14 protein-coding genes are annotated in these 19,030 nt (G+C 58.2%); 12 read left to right on the plus strand and 2 right to left on the minus strand.

Going from position 1 to position 19,030, the window contains the following annotated elements; genetic code table 11:
* The first annotated feature begins 11 nt into the window (after positions 1–11).
* The 11 genes from cpaB (at position 12) to HFN16_RS01985 (ending at position 12,365) form a co-directional block, all read left to right on the plus strand.
* Entirely contained in the window at positions 12–836 is an 825-nt protein-coding gene (gene cpaB, locus HFN16_RS01935; RefSeq protein ID WP_168889098.1) for a Flp pilus assembly protein CpaB, read from the plus strand.
* Between the two features lie 9 nt (positions 837–845).
* On the plus strand, positions 846–2,288 hold the full coding sequence (locus HFN16_RS01940; protein WP_168889099.1) for a type II and III secretion system protein family protein: 1,443 nt from the start codon (positions 846–848) through the stop codon (positions 2,286–2,288).
* Between the two features lie 11 nt (positions 2,289–2,299).
* Positions 2,300–2,581, plus strand: coding sequence for a hypothetical protein (locus HFN16_RS01945; protein ID WP_168889100.1), 282 nt, complete (start codon positions 2,300–2,302; stop codon positions 2,579–2,581).
* A gap of 1 nt (position 2,582) precedes the next feature.
* On the plus strand, positions 2,583–2,735 hold the full coding sequence (locus HFN16_RS01950; RefSeq protein WP_168889101.1) for a hypothetical protein: 153 nt from the start codon (positions 2,583–2,585) through the stop codon (positions 2,733–2,735).
* 25 nt (positions 2,736–2,760) lie between these two features.
* Entirely contained in the window at positions 2,761–3,951 is a 1,191-nt protein-coding gene (locus tag HFN16_RS01955) for a cellulose synthase operon protein YhjQ/BcsQ (protein WP_168889102.1), read from the plus strand.
* Positions 3,948–5,342: a CpaF family protein gene (locus HFN16_RS01960; RefSeq protein ID WP_168889103.1), complete on the plus strand. Its 1,395-nt coding sequence runs from the start codon at positions 3,948–3,950 to the stop codon at positions 5,340–5,342. Before HFN16_RS01955 ends, HFN16_RS01960 begins: the two co-directional genes overlap by 4 nt.
* 3 nt (positions 5,343–5,345) lie before the next feature.
* Positions 5,346–6,320, plus strand: a complete 975-nt coding sequence (locus HFN16_RS01965) for a type II secretion system F family protein (protein ID WP_168889104.1) — start codon at positions 5,346–5,348, stop codon at positions 6,318–6,320.
* A gap of 10 nt (positions 6,321–6,330) precedes the next feature.
* Positions 6,331–7,278 (plus strand): type II secretion system F family protein, encoded by a 948-nt coding sequence (locus tag HFN16_RS01970; protein ID WP_168889105.1) that lies wholly within the window; start codon positions 6,331–6,333, stop codon positions 7,276–7,278.
* Between the two features lie 23 nt (positions 7,279–7,301).
* Positions 7,302–8,654, plus strand: coding sequence for an SPOR domain-containing protein (locus tag HFN16_RS01975; protein ID WP_168889106.1), 1,353 nt, complete (start codon positions 7,302–7,304; stop codon positions 8,652–8,654).
* 12 nt (positions 8,655–8,666) lie between these two features.
* A complete protein-coding gene (locus HFN16_RS01980) occupies positions 8,667–10,982 on the plus strand; it encodes a response regulator (RefSeq protein WP_247648409.1) in 2,316 nt (771 codons plus the stop codon).
* Positions 10,983–11,105: 123 nt separating this feature from the next.
* A complete protein-coding gene (locus tag HFN16_RS01985; RefSeq protein WP_168889107.1) occupies positions 11,106–12,365 on the plus strand; it encodes a hypothetical protein in 1,260 nt (419 codons plus the stop codon).
* Here HFN16_RS01985 and HFN16_RS01990 read toward each other — a convergent pair.
* Positions 12,343–13,992, minus strand: coding sequence for an ATP-binding protein (locus HFN16_RS01990; RefSeq protein ID WP_168889108.1), 1,650 nt, complete (start codon positions 13,990–13,992; stop codon positions 12,343–12,345). The two genes, HFN16_RS01985 and HFN16_RS01990, sit on opposite strands and share 23 nt — an antisense overlap.
* Positions 13,989–15,113, minus strand: coding sequence for an FIST N-terminal domain-containing protein (locus HFN16_RS01995; RefSeq protein WP_168889109.1), 1,125 nt, complete (start codon positions 15,111–15,113; stop codon positions 13,989–13,991). The genes HFN16_RS01990 and HFN16_RS01995 overlap by 4 nt, the downstream gene beginning before the upstream one ends.
* Before the next feature lie 236 nt (positions 15,114–15,349).
* Here HFN16_RS01995 and HFN16_RS02000 point away from each other — a divergent pair, with 236 nt between their 5' ends.
* The gene (locus HFN16_RS02000) at positions 15,350–19,021 is read left to right on the plus strand and encodes a DUF748 domain-containing protein (protein ID WP_168889110.1); all 3,672 of its coding nucleotides are present in this window, start codon (positions 15,350–15,352) and stop codon (positions 19,019–19,021) included.
* Positions 19,022–19,030 lie beyond the last annotated feature (9 nt).

A 19,030-nucleotide genomic window follows, 5' to 3' on the forward strand; every position in this document is an offset into this window, starting at 1 on the left:
GGAGGGAAGCCATGAGTAAGTCCACCCGCGCACTCATTCAGATAGCACTGGCGCTTATGCTGGCCATGGCCGCTGGAGTCCTCATCTTCATGTGGACCAGCAAGGTCACCAAGCAGCCTACGCAGATTGCCGCCAAGGTCGAGACCGTTAACGTGGTCGTGGCCAAGGTCGTCCTGCGCCGCGGCGTCAAGCTCACTCCCGAGATGCTGGACATCAAGGGTTTCACTCCTGACTCCCGTCCCGGCGGCGCTTTCGGTTCCGTAGAAGAAGTTGTCGGCCGCGTGCTCAACATGGACGTCGGCATCAACGACGCCGTCACCGCGTCCAAGCTGGCAGACCCGTCCGTCATGGGCGGCGGTGTTTCCGCCCTCATCGAACCGGGCAAGCGCGCCATGTCGGTCAAGGGTAATGAAGTAATGGGTCTGGCCGGATTCGTTCGCCCCGGCGACCGTGTGGACGTCATCGTCTCCATGACCATGGGACAGTATGACAACCCCGTCACCAAGCTGGTGCTGGAACGCGTCAAGGTGCTGGCCACCGGAACCGAACTCTCCCCGCCCGACGCTGAAGGCAAGACCGCATCTGTTGACGTGTACACCCTGGAGCTGACTCCCAAGGAAAGTGAACGCCTCGCCCTCGCCGCCACCCACGGTACCCTGAATTTCGCACTGCGCAATGAGCAGGACGACGCCAAGGTCCTGACCACCGGTGCCACCAAGAAGAAGACGATCGCAGCACTCCGTCCCAAGGCCAAGCCCCGTCCCAAGCAGCTCAAGCGCAACATAGTCAAGGTCGAAGTCATCACCGGTGGCGACAGCAAGACCTTGAAGTTTTAGGAGGCGGCCATGTCCAGAGTATTCCACACCATAAATATCTTCATCCTCACCGCCATGCTGGTGGGCCTGATCAACGGCCTCGCTCATGCCGACGTGGAGATCATGAACTCCGAGGCTCCGGGTGTCATCCGCATCGTGCTGGACAAGTCCACCATCCTCAATACGGATCGTCCCATTTCCCGCGTCTCTTTGGCGCAGCCCGGCGCAGCCTCCATCGTGGTGCTGTCTCCCACCCAAATTTATATTACCGGCCAGGAACTCGGTACTACCACCCTGACCCTGTGGCAGGGCAAGAATGTCTCCGCAGTATATGATTTGGTCATCACCCCGGACGTTACCCGCCTCAAGAGAATGATCCACGAGATCCTGCCCGAGGAAAAGGGCATCCAGGTGCTCTCCTCCGGCGAATCCATCACCCTGTCCGGCACCGTGACCAACACCGGCAACCTGACCAGCGTCCTGTCGCTGGCCGAAGCAGAAGCACCGGAAAAGGTCGTTAACCTCCTGCGAGTGGGCGGCGTCCAGCAGGTAATGCTCGAAGTCCGCGTGGCCGAGATGAGCCGCACCGCCATGAAGCGCATGGGCGTCAACCTCGCAGCCACCTTCTCCAACTTCACCATGTACTCCTTCCTGAACAACCTCACCTCCCTTGGAAGGCAGACCTCCGGTCTGGGCGCGGTGAACTACATTGAACTGACCGAAAAGATCAACGGCGTGGTCCAGTACTCCAGCGGCAACATCGCCGTGAACGGTCTGCTGGACGCGCTCAAGGCCCACGGTCTGGCCCGCGTGCTGGCCGAGCCCAACTTGACCTGCGTATCCGGTGAGTCTGCCGACTTCCTGGTGGGTGGCGAGATCCCGATCCCCATTCCGAGCACCTTCGGTGTAGGCATCGAGTTCAAGCCCTTCGGTATCGGCCTTGAGTTCACCCCCACGGTCCTGTCCTCCGGTTCCATCAACCTGATGGTCAGCCCCGAGGTATCCGAACTCGATTACACCAACGCCCTCCGTTACGAAGGCTTCGAGATTCCGGCGCTGACCACCCGCAAGGCCACCACGGTCATCGATCTGGCCGACGGTCAGTCCTTTGCCATCGCCGGCCTGATCTCCGAATCTCTCAAGGAAAACAACCACCGCTTCCCGATCCTGGGCGATGTCCCTGTCCTCGGTTCCCTATTCCGCAGTTCCGACTTTGAAAAGAACAAGACCGAGTTGGTCATCATCGTCACCGCCCGCCTTGCCAAGCCCATCGATCTGGATCGCCAGACCCTGCCGGGCCAGAACTTCAAGGAACCCAGCGACTACGAATTCTACATGCTCGGTCTGCTGGAAGGTCAGGAAGACAAGAAGTCCGTGGTTCAGGCCAAGAACATCAACAAGCCCGCCGCAGGCACCGTGGTTCGCCCGGAAAACGGCTTCGACGGCGACTTTGGCCACTCCTGGCCCAAGTAAGGAGTAATGACATGAAGAATATGCTCATTCACCTCGCACTCATCGGCATCATGTTGCAGGCCGGTTGTTCCATCGCTCAGGTGGATCACAAGGAATCCACGCTCCCCTTCGGTAGTTCGGTCAAGTTGGCTATCAGCCAGCAGACCCTGAACCCGGAAGCGGGCACCGATGCCCCGGTAGTTGGCATTGACGGCCGCTACGCACAGAAGGTGGCAGAGAAGTATAACGAAGGCCCCAGAACCGAGGCCAAGGATGGACAGTCCATTTCCGGGCTGATCGTGGAGAGCAAGTAGCATGAAGCGGTACGCACCTCACTGCTGGCGAGAACTCGCCTTCATGGGTGCCATGACCGCGCTCCTGCTGTTCAACCTGACATTTTTCGACATCGTGCCGTTTCAGGGAGATGAAACGGGAACGACCGGGGCCGCAAGCCTCGTAAGCAGATAAAGGTAATCCGGGGAAAGGGGGAACCATGAACAACCGAATCATACCGGTCACACTCGCTCTCAATGACCGCGAAGAGCAAAAGAAGCTGGAACGCATGATCGCATCCAGTTACATGGTCCGACTGGCGGACGAAGACGCCGACGAGATGGGCGTGCTCATCTACGAGCCCGGCGACTCCGTGGACGAAGACTTCCCGCACATCATCCATGCCCTCGAATCCGGCAACGCCGAAGACGTATTTCTGGCTGGCGACCATGCCGACCCGGACCTGCTGATCCGCGCCATGCGCAGCGGCATCCGTGAATTTCTCCAGTTCCCCATCGAAGAGAACGACTTCCGCGCCGCCATCATGCGTACGGCCATGCGCGGCAGCCTCGAATCCGACGAGCACGAACGCGGCAAGATCATCACCGTACTGGGCGGCAAGTCCGGACTCGGCACCACCACCACGGCAGTGAACCTGGCCTGGGCGCTGAACAAGCGCGCCCCCGGTCGCACCCTGCTGCTGGATCTGCGCCGTCCCTCCGGCGAAGTCCCCTACTTCCTCGACCTCAAGTACGAATACAACTGGGGCGCACTGACCGAAGATATTTCCCGACTGGACGCCACGTATCTCCACTCCGTCGTCGCGGAACACGAATCCGGCCTCAACGTGCTGCCCGGCCCCACCGGCGGCGACAAGCCCGATTCCCAGTCCATGCAGCTCATCATGGAACAGCTCCGCCGCATCTACGACTTCGTGATCGTGGACACCGCATATCCGGACGACGAAGTATTACCCCGCGAAGTAGAGCAGGCCGACCACATCCTCATCGTCATGCAGCTCTCACTGCCCTGTATCGCTCGCAGCTCCCGTCTCATGGATTCCATTCGCGCACAGGACCCGGACGCCGAACGTCGCATGCAGCTCATCGCCACCCGCGTGCCCAAGGATTCTACCATTTCAATCAGCGATGCCTCTGACGTACTGTCCCGCGACATCCCCTGGACCATTGGGGAAGACGCCTCCTCGGCCCTGTCCGCGCTGAACCAGGGGACCCCGCTTCTCGACGCATACCCCAAGTCTCAGGCCGCCAAGGCAATCATGGATCTGGCCGACTCGCTGGATCACCGCAAGGAAGAGCAGAAGAAGAGCTTCCGCCTGCCGTTTGCCTCCCTGTTCCGTCGCAAGAAGAAGGGCGCGGTTAATGACACCCTCGCAGGAGCAGCATCATGAGCCTCGCCGCACGCCTGAACCGCAAGTCTGCCAAGTCCGCCAAGTCCGGCCCGGTGCCCGCAAACACCAAGTCCGGCTCCAAGAAGGGCAAGACCGAACTGGCTGACCACTATTTCGACGTCAAGACGCGTATCCACGACCGTCTCATCGACATGATCGACCTCTCGCTGCTGGACTCCCTCAGCGAGACCGAGATGCGTTCCGAGATCGCCAAGGTGGCTGAAGGGCTGCTGTGGGAAGAATTCCAGAACGCGCCCCTGAACCTTGCCGAACGCAAGCGTATGCTCTCCGAGATTCAGGATGAGGTCATCGGCCTCGGACCGCTCGAACCCTACGTCAAGGACCCCACGGTCAACGATATTCTGGTCAATGGATTCAATCAGGTTTACGTGGAGCGTTCCGGCAAGCTGGAACTGACCCCGGCCCGTTTCAAGGATGACGATCACCTGCGCAAGATCATCGACCGCATTGTCTCGCTGGTGGGACGCCGCATCGATGAATCCCAGCCTCTCTGTGACGCCCGTCTGCTGGACGGTTCCCGTGTCAACGCAGTCATCCCGCCGCTGGCAATCGACGGCCCCTCGCTCTCCATTCGTAAGTTTTCCGCTGATCCGCTGGAGGTTCAGGACCTCATCGGTTTCAACTCCCTGACCGACGGCATGGCCAAGCTCATGGACGGCATCGTCAAGGCGCGCCTCAACGTGCTCATCTCCGGCGGTACCGGTTCCGGTAAGACCACCCTGCTCAACTGCCTCTCCCGCAACATCCCCGAAGACGAACGCATCGTCACCATCGAGGACGCAGCAGAATTGCAGCTCAAGCAGGACCACGTAGTTCGTCTGGAAACCCGCCCGGCCAACATCGAGGGACGCGGCGAAATCACCATGCGCGATCTGGTCAAGAACTGTCTGCGTATGCGCCCCGACCGCATCATCGTTGGTGAGTGTCGTTCTTCCGAAGCGCTGGACATGCTCCAGGCCATGAACACCGGTCACGACGGTTCCCTGACCACCATTCACGCCAACACCCCACGCGACGCCCTGATGCGACTGGAAACCATGGTCTCCATGGCGGGCCTGAACCTCTCGCCCATTTCCATGAAGCGCTACATTTCCTCGGCCGTGGACGTCATCATTCAGGCCACCCGTCTGGTGGACGGTACCCGTAAGGTCATCTCCATTCAGGAAATCACCGGCATGGAAGGCGACATGATCACCATGCAGGAAATCTTCGCCTTCGAACAAACCAACGTGAACAAGCAGGGCAAGGTGGAAGGGTTCTTCACCGCTCGCGGTATCCGTCCGAAGTTCGCCCAGCAACTCGACCGCATGGGCTTCTCCTTCCCGGCATCCATGTTCGAAGCAGCCCCTCAGGCTCGGAGAAAGGAGTAAGCCATGTCGTTACCCCTGATCGTCGCCGCTGGTTGCACCCTCGTTTTCTTCATTCTGGCCATGGGCATTGCCGCCCTGTTCCGTGCCGGTCGTGATGAAGCCGAAGACAAGGTCAAGAAGCGCCTCAAGCAGTTCGCCCTGACCGAAGTGGAATCCGAATCCATCGATCTCGTACTCAAGGAATCCTCCATGAGTGAGATGCCGTGGTTCAACAATTTCCTCTCTTCCCTCCAGTTCGCCGCCAACCTGAACAAGCTCATCGCACAGGGAAAGGCCAAGGGCTCCGCAGGTGTCTACCTGCTCCTCTGTGCCCTGCTCGGCATGGGCGGCATCTACATCGGCGTCTCCATGGCCGAACGCATCTGGGTGGCGGCCATCCTCGGATATTTCTTCGGCTCCATTCCGGTACAATATCTCCGCTTCCTCAAGAACCGCCGCATGGACCGCTTTCAGAAGCAGCTTCCCGATGCTCTGGATCTCATGAGCCGCGCCCTCAAGGCAGGCCACACCTTTGGTGGCGGCATGCGCATGGTGGCGGACGAATTCGACGATCCCATGGGTAGCGAAATGCGCACCACGCTGGAAGAGATCAACTTCGGCATGGACGTGGACCGCGCCCTGTCCAACCTGCAATCCCGCGTGGCCGTGGACGACCTGAAGTTCTTCGTGGTGTCCGTGAACATCCAGCGCGAGACCGGCGGTAACCTGGCAGAGATCATCTCCAACATCGCACGCCTGGTACGTGAACGTTTCGTCCTGTTCGGCAAGGTCAAGGTCCTGTCCGCAGAAGGTCGCCTCTCCGCGCTGCTGCTGTCAGCCCTGCCCTTCGTGGTCGTGGCCATGATGTACACCATCAACCCCGACTACATGTCCCTGTTGTGGACCACGGAACTCGGCCGGGCCATGGCCTGGGGCGCTGCCATCTCAATGCTTATCGGCGTCTCCATCATGCGCCGCATGGTCAAGATCAAGGTGTAGGAGGCAAGCTATGAATCCTGAACTCTTCCCCTACATCGCAGCAGCCCTCGCCTTCGGTTCCGTGCTTCTGGCCGGATACGGCATCATCGGCTACATCGGCGGCGCAGGCCAGTCCGCCCGCCTCAAGGAACGCGTCTCCGGCACCCCGGCACCGTCTGCCACGGGCGCGCTCTTCGACGACCTGCGCAAGAAGCTCGGTTCCGTATTCGAAAACCTCGGTTCCAAGATCGGCCCCAAGGATGAAAAGGAAGCAGACAAGAACCGCAAGGCATTGATTCAGGCCGGACTGCGCACCCATACCGCCGTGAAGAAGTTCCAGGGCGTCAAGGGTATCCTGGCCCTGCTGCTGGCCGGAGGTTTCCTCGCAGCCCGTTTCCTGATTCTGACCGACCTCTCCATGGTACTGACCATGCTCGGCACCGTGGCTATGGCTTCGGTGGGCGTGTACGGTCCGGAAATCTGGCTGCGTAAGCGCATCACCAATCGCCAGTTGGCCGTTGCCAACGAACTGCCCGACGCCCTCGACCTGCTGGTGGTCTGTGTCGAATCCGGCATGGGTCTGGATCAGGCCATCGAACGCGTGCAGGACGAACTCAAGCTCTCCGGCCCCATCATCAGCTCGGAACTCAAGCTCCTGACCCTGGAACTCCGCGCCGGTAAGGCTCGTTCGGAAGCCCTGCGCGCCCTGTCCGACCGTGTTGGTCAGGACGATCTCTCCAGCCTGACCTCCCTGCTGGTTCAGGCGGATGTCTTCGGTATCAGTGTTGGCCGCACCCTGCGCGTCTACTCTGACTCCATGCGAACCAAGCGCTCCCAGCGGGCCGAGGAAAAGGCGGCAAAGCTGCCCGTTCTGTTGCTTCTTCCGCTGGTCGTTTTCATATTACCGTCCCTGTTTATCGCCATCATGGGCCCCTCGGTGATGATCTTCATCGATGTGTTCGGCCGGATGGGTCAATAGCTTCAAGGCCAAGGAGGAACGACATGAGTAAGTCCATCCATATCATCATAGCAATTCTGGGTATCTTGCTGCTCACCGGTTGTGCGACCAAGTCCAAGCAGCACGACCAGACATTTGAAGAATTTGCCTACGGCGAGGAAGGCCCCGTCAAGCTCTCTGCCGAACAGCATGAGCAAGTGGCCGACGGCTACCTGCGCCGCGGCAATGATGAGATGGCCTTTGTTCACATGAACAAGGCGCTGGAACTCGAACCTGAGAATCTGGACATCCGGGTCAAGAAGGGCGACCTCCTGGTGCGTAAGGGCCTCGACGAACAGGCGCTGGCCGAATTCATCAACGCCCTTGAAGCTGATCCCGACCACGCCATTGCCAACGGCAGCGCAGGTGCAGTCTACTTCCGCGCCGGCCTGTACAAGGAAGCCCGCCTCCACCTCGAAAAGTCCATCAAGCTTAACCCCATGCTGTGGAAGTCCCACAACTACCTCGGCATCCTCAATGACAAGGACGGCAACTACAAGGAAGCCGCCGACAACTTTGCCACCGCCATCGACCTGAACCAGAACGGCGACACCTCCGAGATTTACAACAACCTCGGTGTGGTTCACATCGCCCAGAAGCAATACGGTCTGGCCGTGGACGCCTTCCGCCGCGCACTCAAGAACGGCGGCGTCTCTGCCCGCACCTACAACAACCTCGGCCTGGCCCTTACCCGTCTGGGACGTCTGGAGGAAGCCCTCGAATCCTTCAAGTACGCAGGTGGCGAATCCAAGGCCAACAACAACCTCGGTTATGTACTCCTTTCCGACGACAAGCCCGACAAGGCGATTCCCTACTTCGAACGCGCCATCGAGCTGTCACCCAACTTCTACGTCATGGCTGCCGAAAATCTGAAGCGTGCCCGTCTGGCCGCCCGTTTCCAGCAGGCCTCCAACGTAGTCGACAACAACCAAGCCGGTTCCACCCCGAACCCGCTGCTTCGCCGCACTTTCCCCAAGGCGGAGCAGAACCCCGGTGGGCCTGCGGCATCTCCCGCGCCCGCAGGTCCGCCTTCCGGGGATATCCAGAAGATATCCCTGCCGCCGGTATCGGGGCATGACATAGAACAGAGCGTCACTTACGGGCTGCACGTCAGCTCCTGGCGCGACCATAAGTGGGCCTTCAATCACTGCGAACAGCTTCGCAAGCAGGGCTACACCACCTGGATCAATCAGGTAGACCTCAAGGACAAGGGCATCTGGTACCGCGTGCTGGTTGGCAAGTTCGCCTCCATCCGCGACGCCCAGCAGGCACGTCCCGACGTGCTCACGGTCCTCGACCTCGACAGAGCCGCTGTATACCAGCGCATCGCGCCCTCCCCGGACGGTTCTCACCTCTAGCGGAGACCACCCGTGAAGTCGCCCAACCCCTTCCTGAAACACAACGCCCTGGCAGGGCAGGCATCGCCTGCCCGCGCCGGGGCGTTTGCCGTGCAGCCAAACCTTCCCTTTTCCCGGAGAATTCCATATGTTTCTGGCATAAATAAGCTGATCTACACCGGTACATCCGGGAAGGAGCCATCTTTGCCGACCGAAGCCCAACGCTTCCGCGTCCTCGCCGTGGACTACGATGAGGACATGCTTACCCGCTATCGCGACGTCCTCTGCTATGAAGGCGAGGAGGCCGCGGAGTTGGAGGCGTTGTTCAATGACGATGCAAAGCTCCCCTCTCAGGAAGAGATCATGGCGGACATGAACCGCCCGGTGTTCGAGGTGACCACCTTCACCGATCCTGACCGCGCGCTCATGGAAGTGGGCCAGTCTCTGGCCGATAACGATCCGTTCGCCATCGCCCTCATCGACGTACACATGGCCGACGACGCCGCTGCCATGGTTGGCGTCGAGCTGGCCGAGGTCATCCGTTCCCTCGATTCCCACATGGAGATCGTCCTGCTCTCGTCCGAGGCCAGTGTTCCACTGAAAGAGATCAACAAGCGCATCATGCCGCCGGAGAAGCTGCTGTATATGCAGAAGCCCTTCCGCTCGGCAGAACTGAAGCAGATTGCCTCGTCACTGTGCTCCAAGCGCAACCTTGAGCACCGCCTCTATGAACTGAACGAGACCCTCGCCTCCAAGGTTGAAGCGCGCACCTCCGAACTCAACGCGGCCAACCGCCGCCTGCGCCTTGATATATCCAAACGCGCCGCAGTACTGCGCCAGTTGCAGGCCAGTGAACAGCGGTACCGCATGCTGTTCGAGAAGGACATCACCGGCAACTTCGCCTCGGACATCGATGGCCTCATCCTCGACTGCAACGTGGCCTTTGCCAACCTGTTCGGTTTTGAATCCCCTCAGGATGCACACGGAGCCGACATCTTCAAGCTCTGGGCAGCCATGGGCGCCCCCGAACCGTTGGAAGAGTTGCTCCACGACCGGGAGCGCGTGACCAATTACGAGGTCAAGCTCACCCTTCGCGGCGTAACCCGCCATCTGCTCGCCAACTTCGATTCCGTTCACGACGAAGACGGCAGGCTCAAGGAAATCCGCGGCTACATCTTTGACATGTCCGAGCCCAAACGGCTGGAAGAGCAACTGCGCCAATCTCAGAAGATGGAAGCCCTCGGTACGCTGGCAGGCGGCATTGCCCACGACTTCAACAATATTCTGGGCGTCATCCTCGGATATGCCGAGATCATCGAGAATTCTGCCGAGGCTGAATCCGGTCTGGAACGCCGCATCAAGGAAATTTCCCGGGCAGGCAAGCGCGCCCGCGATCTGGTCAACCAGATCCTGAACTTCTCACGCCAGGGCCCGCAGGAGCGCCACCCCATGACGCTCTCCCCGCTCATCAAGGAAGCACTCAAGCTGCTCCGCTCCAGCGTGCCCACCAATGTCGAGATCATTACCCGCATGGAGACCGATCAGGACAACGTGCTGGCCGATCCTACCCAGATGCATCAAATCATGCTCAACCTGTGCGGCAACGCATCCCACGCCATGCAGGCCACCGGCGGCACTCTGACCGTGACCCTCTCCGACGTCAACGAGGGCGACCCGGTCCTCCCGCCCGAAGGTATGGGACGCCCCGAACGGTTCGTACGCCTCTCCGTGGGCGACAACGGCGGCGGCATTGACCCGCAGGTGGTGGATCGCATCTTTGATCCCTTCTTCACCACCAAGAAGCAGGGAGAAGGCACAGGCATGGGCCTTGCCATGGTCCACGGCATCGTCAAACGCCACGACGGATACATGGAGTTGGAGAACCGTCCCGGCGAAGGGGCCACCTTCCATGTTTTCCTGCCCAAAACCGCCGAGGCCGAACGCCCCATGGCCGAAGCCACCAGCGAACTCGTATTCCGCGAAGGCCGCATACTGTTCGTGGACGACGAAAAGCCTCTCACCGACATCGGCCGCGAGATGCTCGAATCCTGTGGTTTTGAAGTGATCACCCGTACCTCTTCAGTGGAAGCACTGGAAGCCTTCCGTCATCGCGCCCGGGATTACGATCTGGTCATCACCGACCAGACCATGCCCAACATGACCGGCATGGAGCTGGCGCGGGAAATTCTCAAGATCCGTTCCGACATTCCCATTATCCTGTGCACCGGGTTCTCGGACGCGGTATCCCTCGATCGCCTGCGAGACATCGGCATCGCGGACTTCATCATGAAGCCCATCCTGAAGCACGACCTCATCGCCAGCATCAGCCGTCAGCTCATGGGCGACTAGCCGCCGCGCCGCCCCGCCTCCTGCCCGAATCAAGAGGGACTTGATTGTTGCCTCTGTTTCAGTGATTATGCGATGTTGTGGATTGTGATGTAATGGTTTGATTTTCCAAGGGCAGGTACGGCTATGCATTGGCGGACGATTGTTGGCATTTTATTCATCCTCTCGACCACCCTCATCGTTGCGGGTTGCGCAGGCAGTACCAAAGGAACCAACGTCACGGCCTTCCAGAACATACCGTCGGTGAAGCCTGGGTCTGCCAAAAGCGCCAGCATTGTTTCGCACCGCCCCAAGTACGCGGAGATCGGTCCGCTCCAGTTGCAGGCCGCCATGATGAGTCTTGCCGACACCACCAACGCACGTACTGCCGAAGCAGCCATGATCGTGGAGCGCATCGGCACTCCACAGGCGCGTCTGACCGCCGCCCGGATGATGGTTTACGACATCGCAGCCAACGTGGAGATCGCGTCCGGCCCCTATCCCGGCGTCGCCTTGCTGGACCTCATTGTCCTTACTTCTCTCCGTCGAATGGTGTGGGAGGACTATTGGGTGAACAAGCTTGGCCCCGAAGCAGAGCCTGCGCTGGAACACTTCCGCGAAATCGAAGAGGAGGTGTGGGAAGACGCCGCCAAGGTCATGACCCGAGAACAACTGGAAGAGCTTGCCAAGACTATCCAGCAATGGCGCAAAAAACATCCGAAGCAGATTTCGGTCAACTACGTTCGATTCAACGACTTCGGCGATTTGGGGCTCAAACCTTCCATGCGAAGGCTGATCAAACCCGGCGGTCTGTTTGCCAGCGTACAGGAAGCAGCCGTGGTGGCGCAGGACATGAAGGTGGCTATTGACCGCGCCTTCTACCTGATGTCGCGCATGCAGCTTGTCATTAACGGTCAAGTCAAACTGGCCTATCTGGAGTTGATGTTCCAGCCCGAGTCCGAAGACATCTCCGTCCAGACCGACCGGATGGCTTCCATTACGGAACGATATGCCGAGATCGCAGAGAGCCTCCCGGCAGAACTGGGCGGCGAGACATCCAAGCTGGTAAACCAACTCTTCGCACAGTTGAACAAGAACACGGAATCCACCCTCACGACACTCTTCAACGGCATGACCCTGTGGCAGAAACAGACCATCCTCGATCTTTCCGACAAGGTGTCCACCGAACGACAGGCTGCCATCAAGCAGGCCATCGACGGCCTCACGGCTCAACAGAATCAACTGTATGACCGGGCTGATGCGCTGGTGGAGCGCAGTGGGGATGAATTCAAAGAGAATCTGGACTACGCGATCAAGGGAGGAATGTTACTCCTCGTGACCTTTTTCGTCTTACTGTCCCTCTACAAGATCTTCGTGGCACGTCCTATAGACAAACGCCAGAGCTAGGCCGCTCCACAGGAATCGTAAAGCAGAACACGCTGCCGCCACCTTCATTGGGCTCATACCAGAGTTCGCCACCATGATGCTGGATGATCTCCAGACTGATGGGAAGTCCGAGGCCTGTGCCCTTTGGCTTGTCGGTCAGCACGTTGCCGAGCTGACGGAACTTGTCGAAAATGATGTTCTCTTCCTCTTTGGGCACGCCCATTCCGGTGTCAAACACCTTCACCAGCACCTTACCGTTTTCAACGGATGCGACGATGCTGACGCTCCCTTCCGGCGTAAACTTGACCGCATTGGAGAGCAGGTTGATGACGACCTGAATGAGTCGATCCCGGTCACCTGTCACCACGGGCAGATCATCCGGTACATCCTGATGCAGGGGCAGCCCTTTGTCGGAGAACAGCACCCCGGTAGCCTTGATGGAGTGCCGCAGCATCTCCGTCATGGGGACCTCCCCCATGCTCCACTCGAACCAGCCGGATTCGAGTTTGGACAAATCCAACACGTTGTTGATCAACTCGGCCAGTCGCTTCCCTTCGGCAATGACGATCTCGTTGTTGTCCATGAGCCGCTCCAACCGAGGCAAGACATCAGGAGGACAGGCGTTGGCGTGTCCGACAACCTCGCGTATACGCTTGTCGGCAATCCGGGTAAACCCGAGTATGGAAGTCAGCGGGGTTCGTAATTCATGAGAAACCATGGATATGAAATTTGATTTGAGCTGGCTCAGTCGTTCGGCCTCGCGCTTGGCCTCACGCAAAGTATCAAGGGCCTGACGGCGCAACGTAATGTCCTCGGCCATACCCTCCACAAACAAGTTCCCGGTTTCCTCATCTTTGGCCAGGCGAGCAGAGAGAGAGGCCCATGCCCTGGAACCGTCCCTGCGATAAAATTCAACTTCAAACCCGGAGACCTTGCCATACTTCTTCAAGCGCGCAAGGTAGCGCTTACGATCTTCCAGATTAACGTAGAAGTGCTTCTCGACATTGGTTAATTCAACGCTCATCTGCTCCAAAGAATCATAGCCGAGCAGCTGGGCCATGGCCGGATTCGCCGTAAGCGGTCTTCCATCCAAGGTATTTCGAAAAATGCCACATACAGCATTCTTGTAGATGGAATGATAATTTTCTTCGGCAGCCTTTCGCTCCTTGATCTCCTGCTGTAACCGGGTGTTGGACACGCAGTAGGAGCAAGCAGATGCGAGCTTGGCATTGAGCGGAGCCAGAGACTTGAGCTCCGGCAGGGAGAGCCCCGGCGCACTCTTGATTAAAAGAAGCAGGCCGAACCCAGGTAAGTCCATGAGATAGCGCTTGTATTCTCCGGCACCGTCCTGCTTGGGCAGCTCCGCCAAAAAGGCCTTCAGCTCTGCTTCGTCGAGTCCCGACGGAATTCGATCAAGCCCATGCTGCACCGCGCTATTGCGACGCATACGCCGGGGGATGGCATAAACCACATCGAAAGAGGTACGCCCGGACTCATCCTTCCGACTCTGGAGAACAGCTCCAGCCAACCCATTTATCTTGCGCAGATAAGTGGAGAGACCTTGCTTGAGCATAACTTCCAGGTCCAGGCTGTTGCCGATGGACATGGCTATCTCATAGAATATGCGCTCACGAGTGAATGAGCTCACGCGTCCTCCAACAGGGCGGCCACGGCGGTCTTGTTGTACAATTCCAGATAATCCTTACCACTGTTGGCAATCTCGCCCAGAGAGCAAGCGCCCACGCATTCAATATTTTCAGGCACCATGGTCTTCAACTCGTCACCGAACTTTTCGTCCAAAAAGAGCACGCGAGACAGACAGTCCATGACCAAGGCCAGATTGGGAGAGGCGTCATCGGGGAAATTGGCTTGAGCCTTTTTCAATGCACCGTGGGCGGCCTGAATCAGGCTATCGTCATCACCATGCATGATATCTACGGATACGCCCTGTGGGACATCCACAACGCAGATGATGTTGCGATCACCATCAAGAGTGACGGGGTCACGGACAATGCGCTCGGCACCCATCTTGGCGATGCCGAAAGGGTATGCCTTGGCAATGTCGAAAAAGGGAACGGAAATGAACTGGGTGTTGGAGTGGGCTTCCACCACTTCACGGTACACTTCAAAGGCAGGACGCCAGTCCAGCGACTTGATCGTGTTCCCTTCGGATTCGGTGACCTGAAAGGGGCCATCTATGGTGGTCCAACCATGACAGACACCCACGCCGCTGCGCATGCGAAAACCTGCGCATACGGCCGTGTCCAACTGTAGACCTTCATTGGAGATGACACAGGGAACACGCTTCAAAGAGAGGGCGCCGGCACCACCTCCCACGTAGTTCACTTCAAGGCCAAAAATATTGTAGAGAGCGTCGACGAAACGCGTATTGCCACATGACAAACCATCGGTGAAGACCATAAGGGTGCCGAACTCGTCTTCATCCCCGACCAACTCGTCCAGCATTTCTTCAAAGTCAGCTTCCGGATCATCCGTCCCGGGCACACGATACACCACAGCCCGCTCGCTCAGCGCAACCACCAGGTTGCCCTTGCTCAACTGCTCGGTCCCGCGAGTGACCATAGGAAAGACACCGCCAAAGACCGGAACATCCAGTTCGTTCAACAGCGGATCAATCAGTTCGGGTGTGTATCCGTTTCCATCACAGACCAGCATGAACAAACTCTGAGTGCCTTCCCACTCCAGCGCCTGAGCCACGGTTTCCCGCAGGCTTTCCACGCTCCCTAGTCTGTCCTCGAATATCTTCATCGTGAACCCCCTCTACGAGGACATAGCATAAGTGCCACTACTCATTCCAGTAAACAGAGCTCTATATCAAAATTTATAAAAGGGTCACACTTCGTTAACAATCACTCTCTGACCGTTTGTATCACTCGATTTCCGACCTCATCGGAGTACAGTTAATAATAGTAGCGATGTGGCGGATAGGATAAAAATCAGATATGGTCCATCCACTTTGAAACACTCGACCGACTGAGATAAGCATGCTGACATTCCTTGATAAAATTCCCTTCGGCACACCAAAGCTCCGACGTATCGGCTTCTGGGTACTCACCTCATTCATTGCATACGTCCTCATCGGCTTCTTCGTCCTCCCGCCTGTACTCAAATCCGTGATCATCGATCAGGCACACAAGGCGCTCAACCGCGAGACCTCGGTGGAGGAGGTCTACTTCAATCCCCTGACCCTGCATATCGAGGTAGCCGGGGTCAAAATCGAAAAACTCGATGGCGACGGGAATCTCGCATCGCTCGGTTCCTTCACGGCCCGCCCCGGTATCGCCACCATCTGGAAATTCGCGCCGGTCATCTCCTACCTCCATCTGCGCGACCTGGCTGTGGACGTCACGTTCTACGGCGACGGCAGATATTCCATCTCCGATCTGTTCGGCAAACCTGACCCGAACAAGAAAAAGGAAAAAGACATTCCGGCCGAGGAGGACATTGTCTTCCCATTCTCCCTCTATGGTTTCGAGATGACCAACGCCACCATCGTCTTTGATGATCGCCCCCACGCCAAGAAGCACGTCATCTCTAACCTCAACCTGCTGGTGCCCTTCACCTCCAGTTTTCTTGACCTGCGCAAGGAATTCACCCAGCCCAAATTTACGGCCGTGGTCAACGGCGACCCCGTGGAACTGACTGGCCGCACTCTGCCCTTTGACCACTCCCTGCGTACCGAGTTCCAACTGGGCGCAGTCGACGTGAACCTCGATCAATACTGGCGCTACGTACCCATCAATTCTCCACTGCAATTAAAACAGGGAAGGTTCACTTCGGACATCTCCCTCTTTTTCGAACGGCCCGACGCCCAGCGCGTCCAGCTCTTCCTTGGTGGCGGCGGCAAGCTTACCAATCTGGCGCTCGACGACCCGAACAACGGCACAGTGTTCTCTCTCAAGGAGCTCTCCTTTGAGATGGAGAAATTCTCCCTTGGCGACAAGGAGCTGGTGTTCAAGGACGTGACCCTGAATACGCCGTACTTCAAACTGATCCGCAACAAGAACAACAGCATCAACTGGGCCGGATACTTCCCGGAAACGCCCGATCCTGAACGAGACAGCCTTCCGCCTTCCCCACAGGAAGAGGCAGCCAAGGACAATGCGCCGTTCAAGGTCACACTGAACGAGATTTCCATAGAGAAAGGCGAACTGGACTGGAACGACCGGGCTGTTCCCGGCGGCTTCCAGCGGACGTTCAAAAACTTCAATTTCACTGGCAATGCCATCACCACCGATGGCGACACGCCCAGCCGAATCGCGGCGTCCATAGGTGAAAAGGAAAACCTGTCTCTGAACGGCACCGTCACCCTTATCCCCTTGAAGGGGCAAGCCCGGCTGAAACTGAAAGATCTTGCGCTTCCCACTTTCCACACCTACCTCGCACAGGGCCTCCCCATGACGGTGAATTCCGGCATAGTGGGCTGTGATGCAGAACTCCATTTCCAAGCTGTCAACGGAGACTTTGATCTGGCCGTGAACAATTCCACTGCGACCGTCAACAACCTTGCGCTGTCCAAGCCAGACGCCAAGGAACCCAGCTTCGGGCTGACCGAACTGGCCCTTTCCGGCGCCAAGTTCGACCTCAAGGCCAAGGACGTTCTGGTGGATGAAATCCGCATCAACGATCCCATGCTCAAGCTGGTGAAAGAGAAGCGCGGCGACATTGATCTGGTGAAACTGTTCCAGAAGGACAAGGACGTCGTCGCCGAGGAAAAGGTCGCCGAAGCCGAAGTTCCCAAGTGGACCGCCACGGTCAACCGGGTACGCATGACAGGCGGTGCGGCCTCCTACAAGGATTTCTCCCTCAATAATCCGGCCACATTGTCCATCAACACTCTCAAGGTGGATGTGGACAACGTGAGCACCCGACAAGGCGCGACCATGACATATGACGTATCCACCCACTGGGGCGGCAAGGGGACGCTGTCCGTAGCTGGCAAGCTGACGGCCGACCCGCTCTCCACCGACGGCCGACTCCAAATGCGCGGCATGGGCCTGCGGCCACTGGACGGTCATCTTGGCGAGTTCACGCAACTCCTCTTTGCCAGCGGTACGGCGAGCACGGATCTCAAGTACAAATTCACAGGCGGCGACACCCCAAAATTCGCCATTCAGGGCAATGCCTCTCTCAACAAGGTCCAACTCAAGGACAACCGGGGCAAAGGCGAGTTTGCCGGTATTGATGCCCTTACTTTGGCCAATCTCCGGTTCTCCAACGAGCCGTATCGACTGGGTGTGGCAGATATTCACTTGGAAGGACCGCGCGTGGTCGTGGACTTCGATGAAAAGGGCAACCTCAATCTGCGCCGGGCCTTTGGCATTCCGGAACCACCTCCTGTCTCCGACAAGGACAAGAAAGACGAATCCCAAAAGGGAAAAGCTAAAAAATCTACTAAGAAAGAAGAAGCCAAGGCAACTGAATCCACTGAAGAAGCTGCTCCTGAGCCGTCGTTCTTCGACACCATCGACATCGGCACCGTGACCATGGACAAGGGACACGTCATCTACCGCGACGCCTCGGTGGAACCGACCTATTTCACCACCATCAGCGACATGAAGCTGGGGCTGGTAGACATCGCCCAGACCAAGGAGGCGCGGCCCAAGCTGAATTTCAGCGCCAAGATCGGCCCCACTCCCATGTCAGTCACGGGTGTGGTCAATCCCGTTATCACGCCCATGTACTCTGACCTCACCATCGCCGTGAACGGCATGGAGCTGGTCCCGCTGAGTCCTTACACCATCAAGAATCTGGCCTACCCCATTGAAAAGGGAAGACTCTACGCAGACGTCAACTTCAAGACAGAAAACTGGATTCTCACGGCGGACAACAAATTCTTCATCGAACAATTGGTCCTCGGCCCCAAGGACAAACGACCGGGCGCACCCAACGTGCCCGTCAAGTTCGGCCTTGCCCTGCTGCAGGACAGCAACGGCGACATAGAGCTGAACCTGCCCATTCGCGGCAAGCTCAACGATCCGGATTTCCGCATCGGCGGCATCGTGTTCAAGGCCATCGCGTCCCTGTTCGTCAAGGCTCTGGCATCTCCCTTCTCCCTGATCGGCTCCATCTTTGGCGGAGGCGGGCAGGACATGGACTTCGTGGTCTTCCAACCGGGCCGCCACCAACTGGACCAGGCAGGCTTGAAGAAGATCGACACCACCATCAAGGCCATGCTCGAGCGTCAAAAGCTCAAGCTGGAAGTGGATGGCGTCATCGACCCGGATGCCGACAAGCGCGGGCTGGTCAGCGTCATCTTCGAGAACAAGCTCAAGCAGCAGAAATACAACTCCCTGACGCGCAAGGAACGGGCGGCCACCACGGTCGACGCCGTCACCGTGCCGCCCGAAGAATATGAAGAATTCCTGTTCGAGGCATACAAGGAAGAGCCTGACCCGGAAGGCATCAAGCCTACGACCCTGTTCATGACCGACCGCCAGCCGGTTGAGGTCATGGAGAAGTTCATCCTCGACCGCATCGTGGTCACGGATGATGACCTGAACGAGCTGGCGCGTCTGCGTGCAGCCGCAGTGAAGAACCACATGATTACAAAGGCTCCAGCCCTGACTGAGCGCGTCTACCTGCTGGACCGCAGAAAGGACAAGAAAGGCAAGACAGGCGTTCCCATGCACCGGGCCGACCTGGGTATCAAATAGGAGAAACCA

Source organism: Pseudodesulfovibrio sp. zrk46 (genome assembly GCF_012516435.1).
Classification (GTDB): domain Bacteria; phylum Desulfobacterota; class Desulfovibrionia; order Desulfovibrionales; family Desulfovibrionaceae; genus Pseudodesulfovibrio.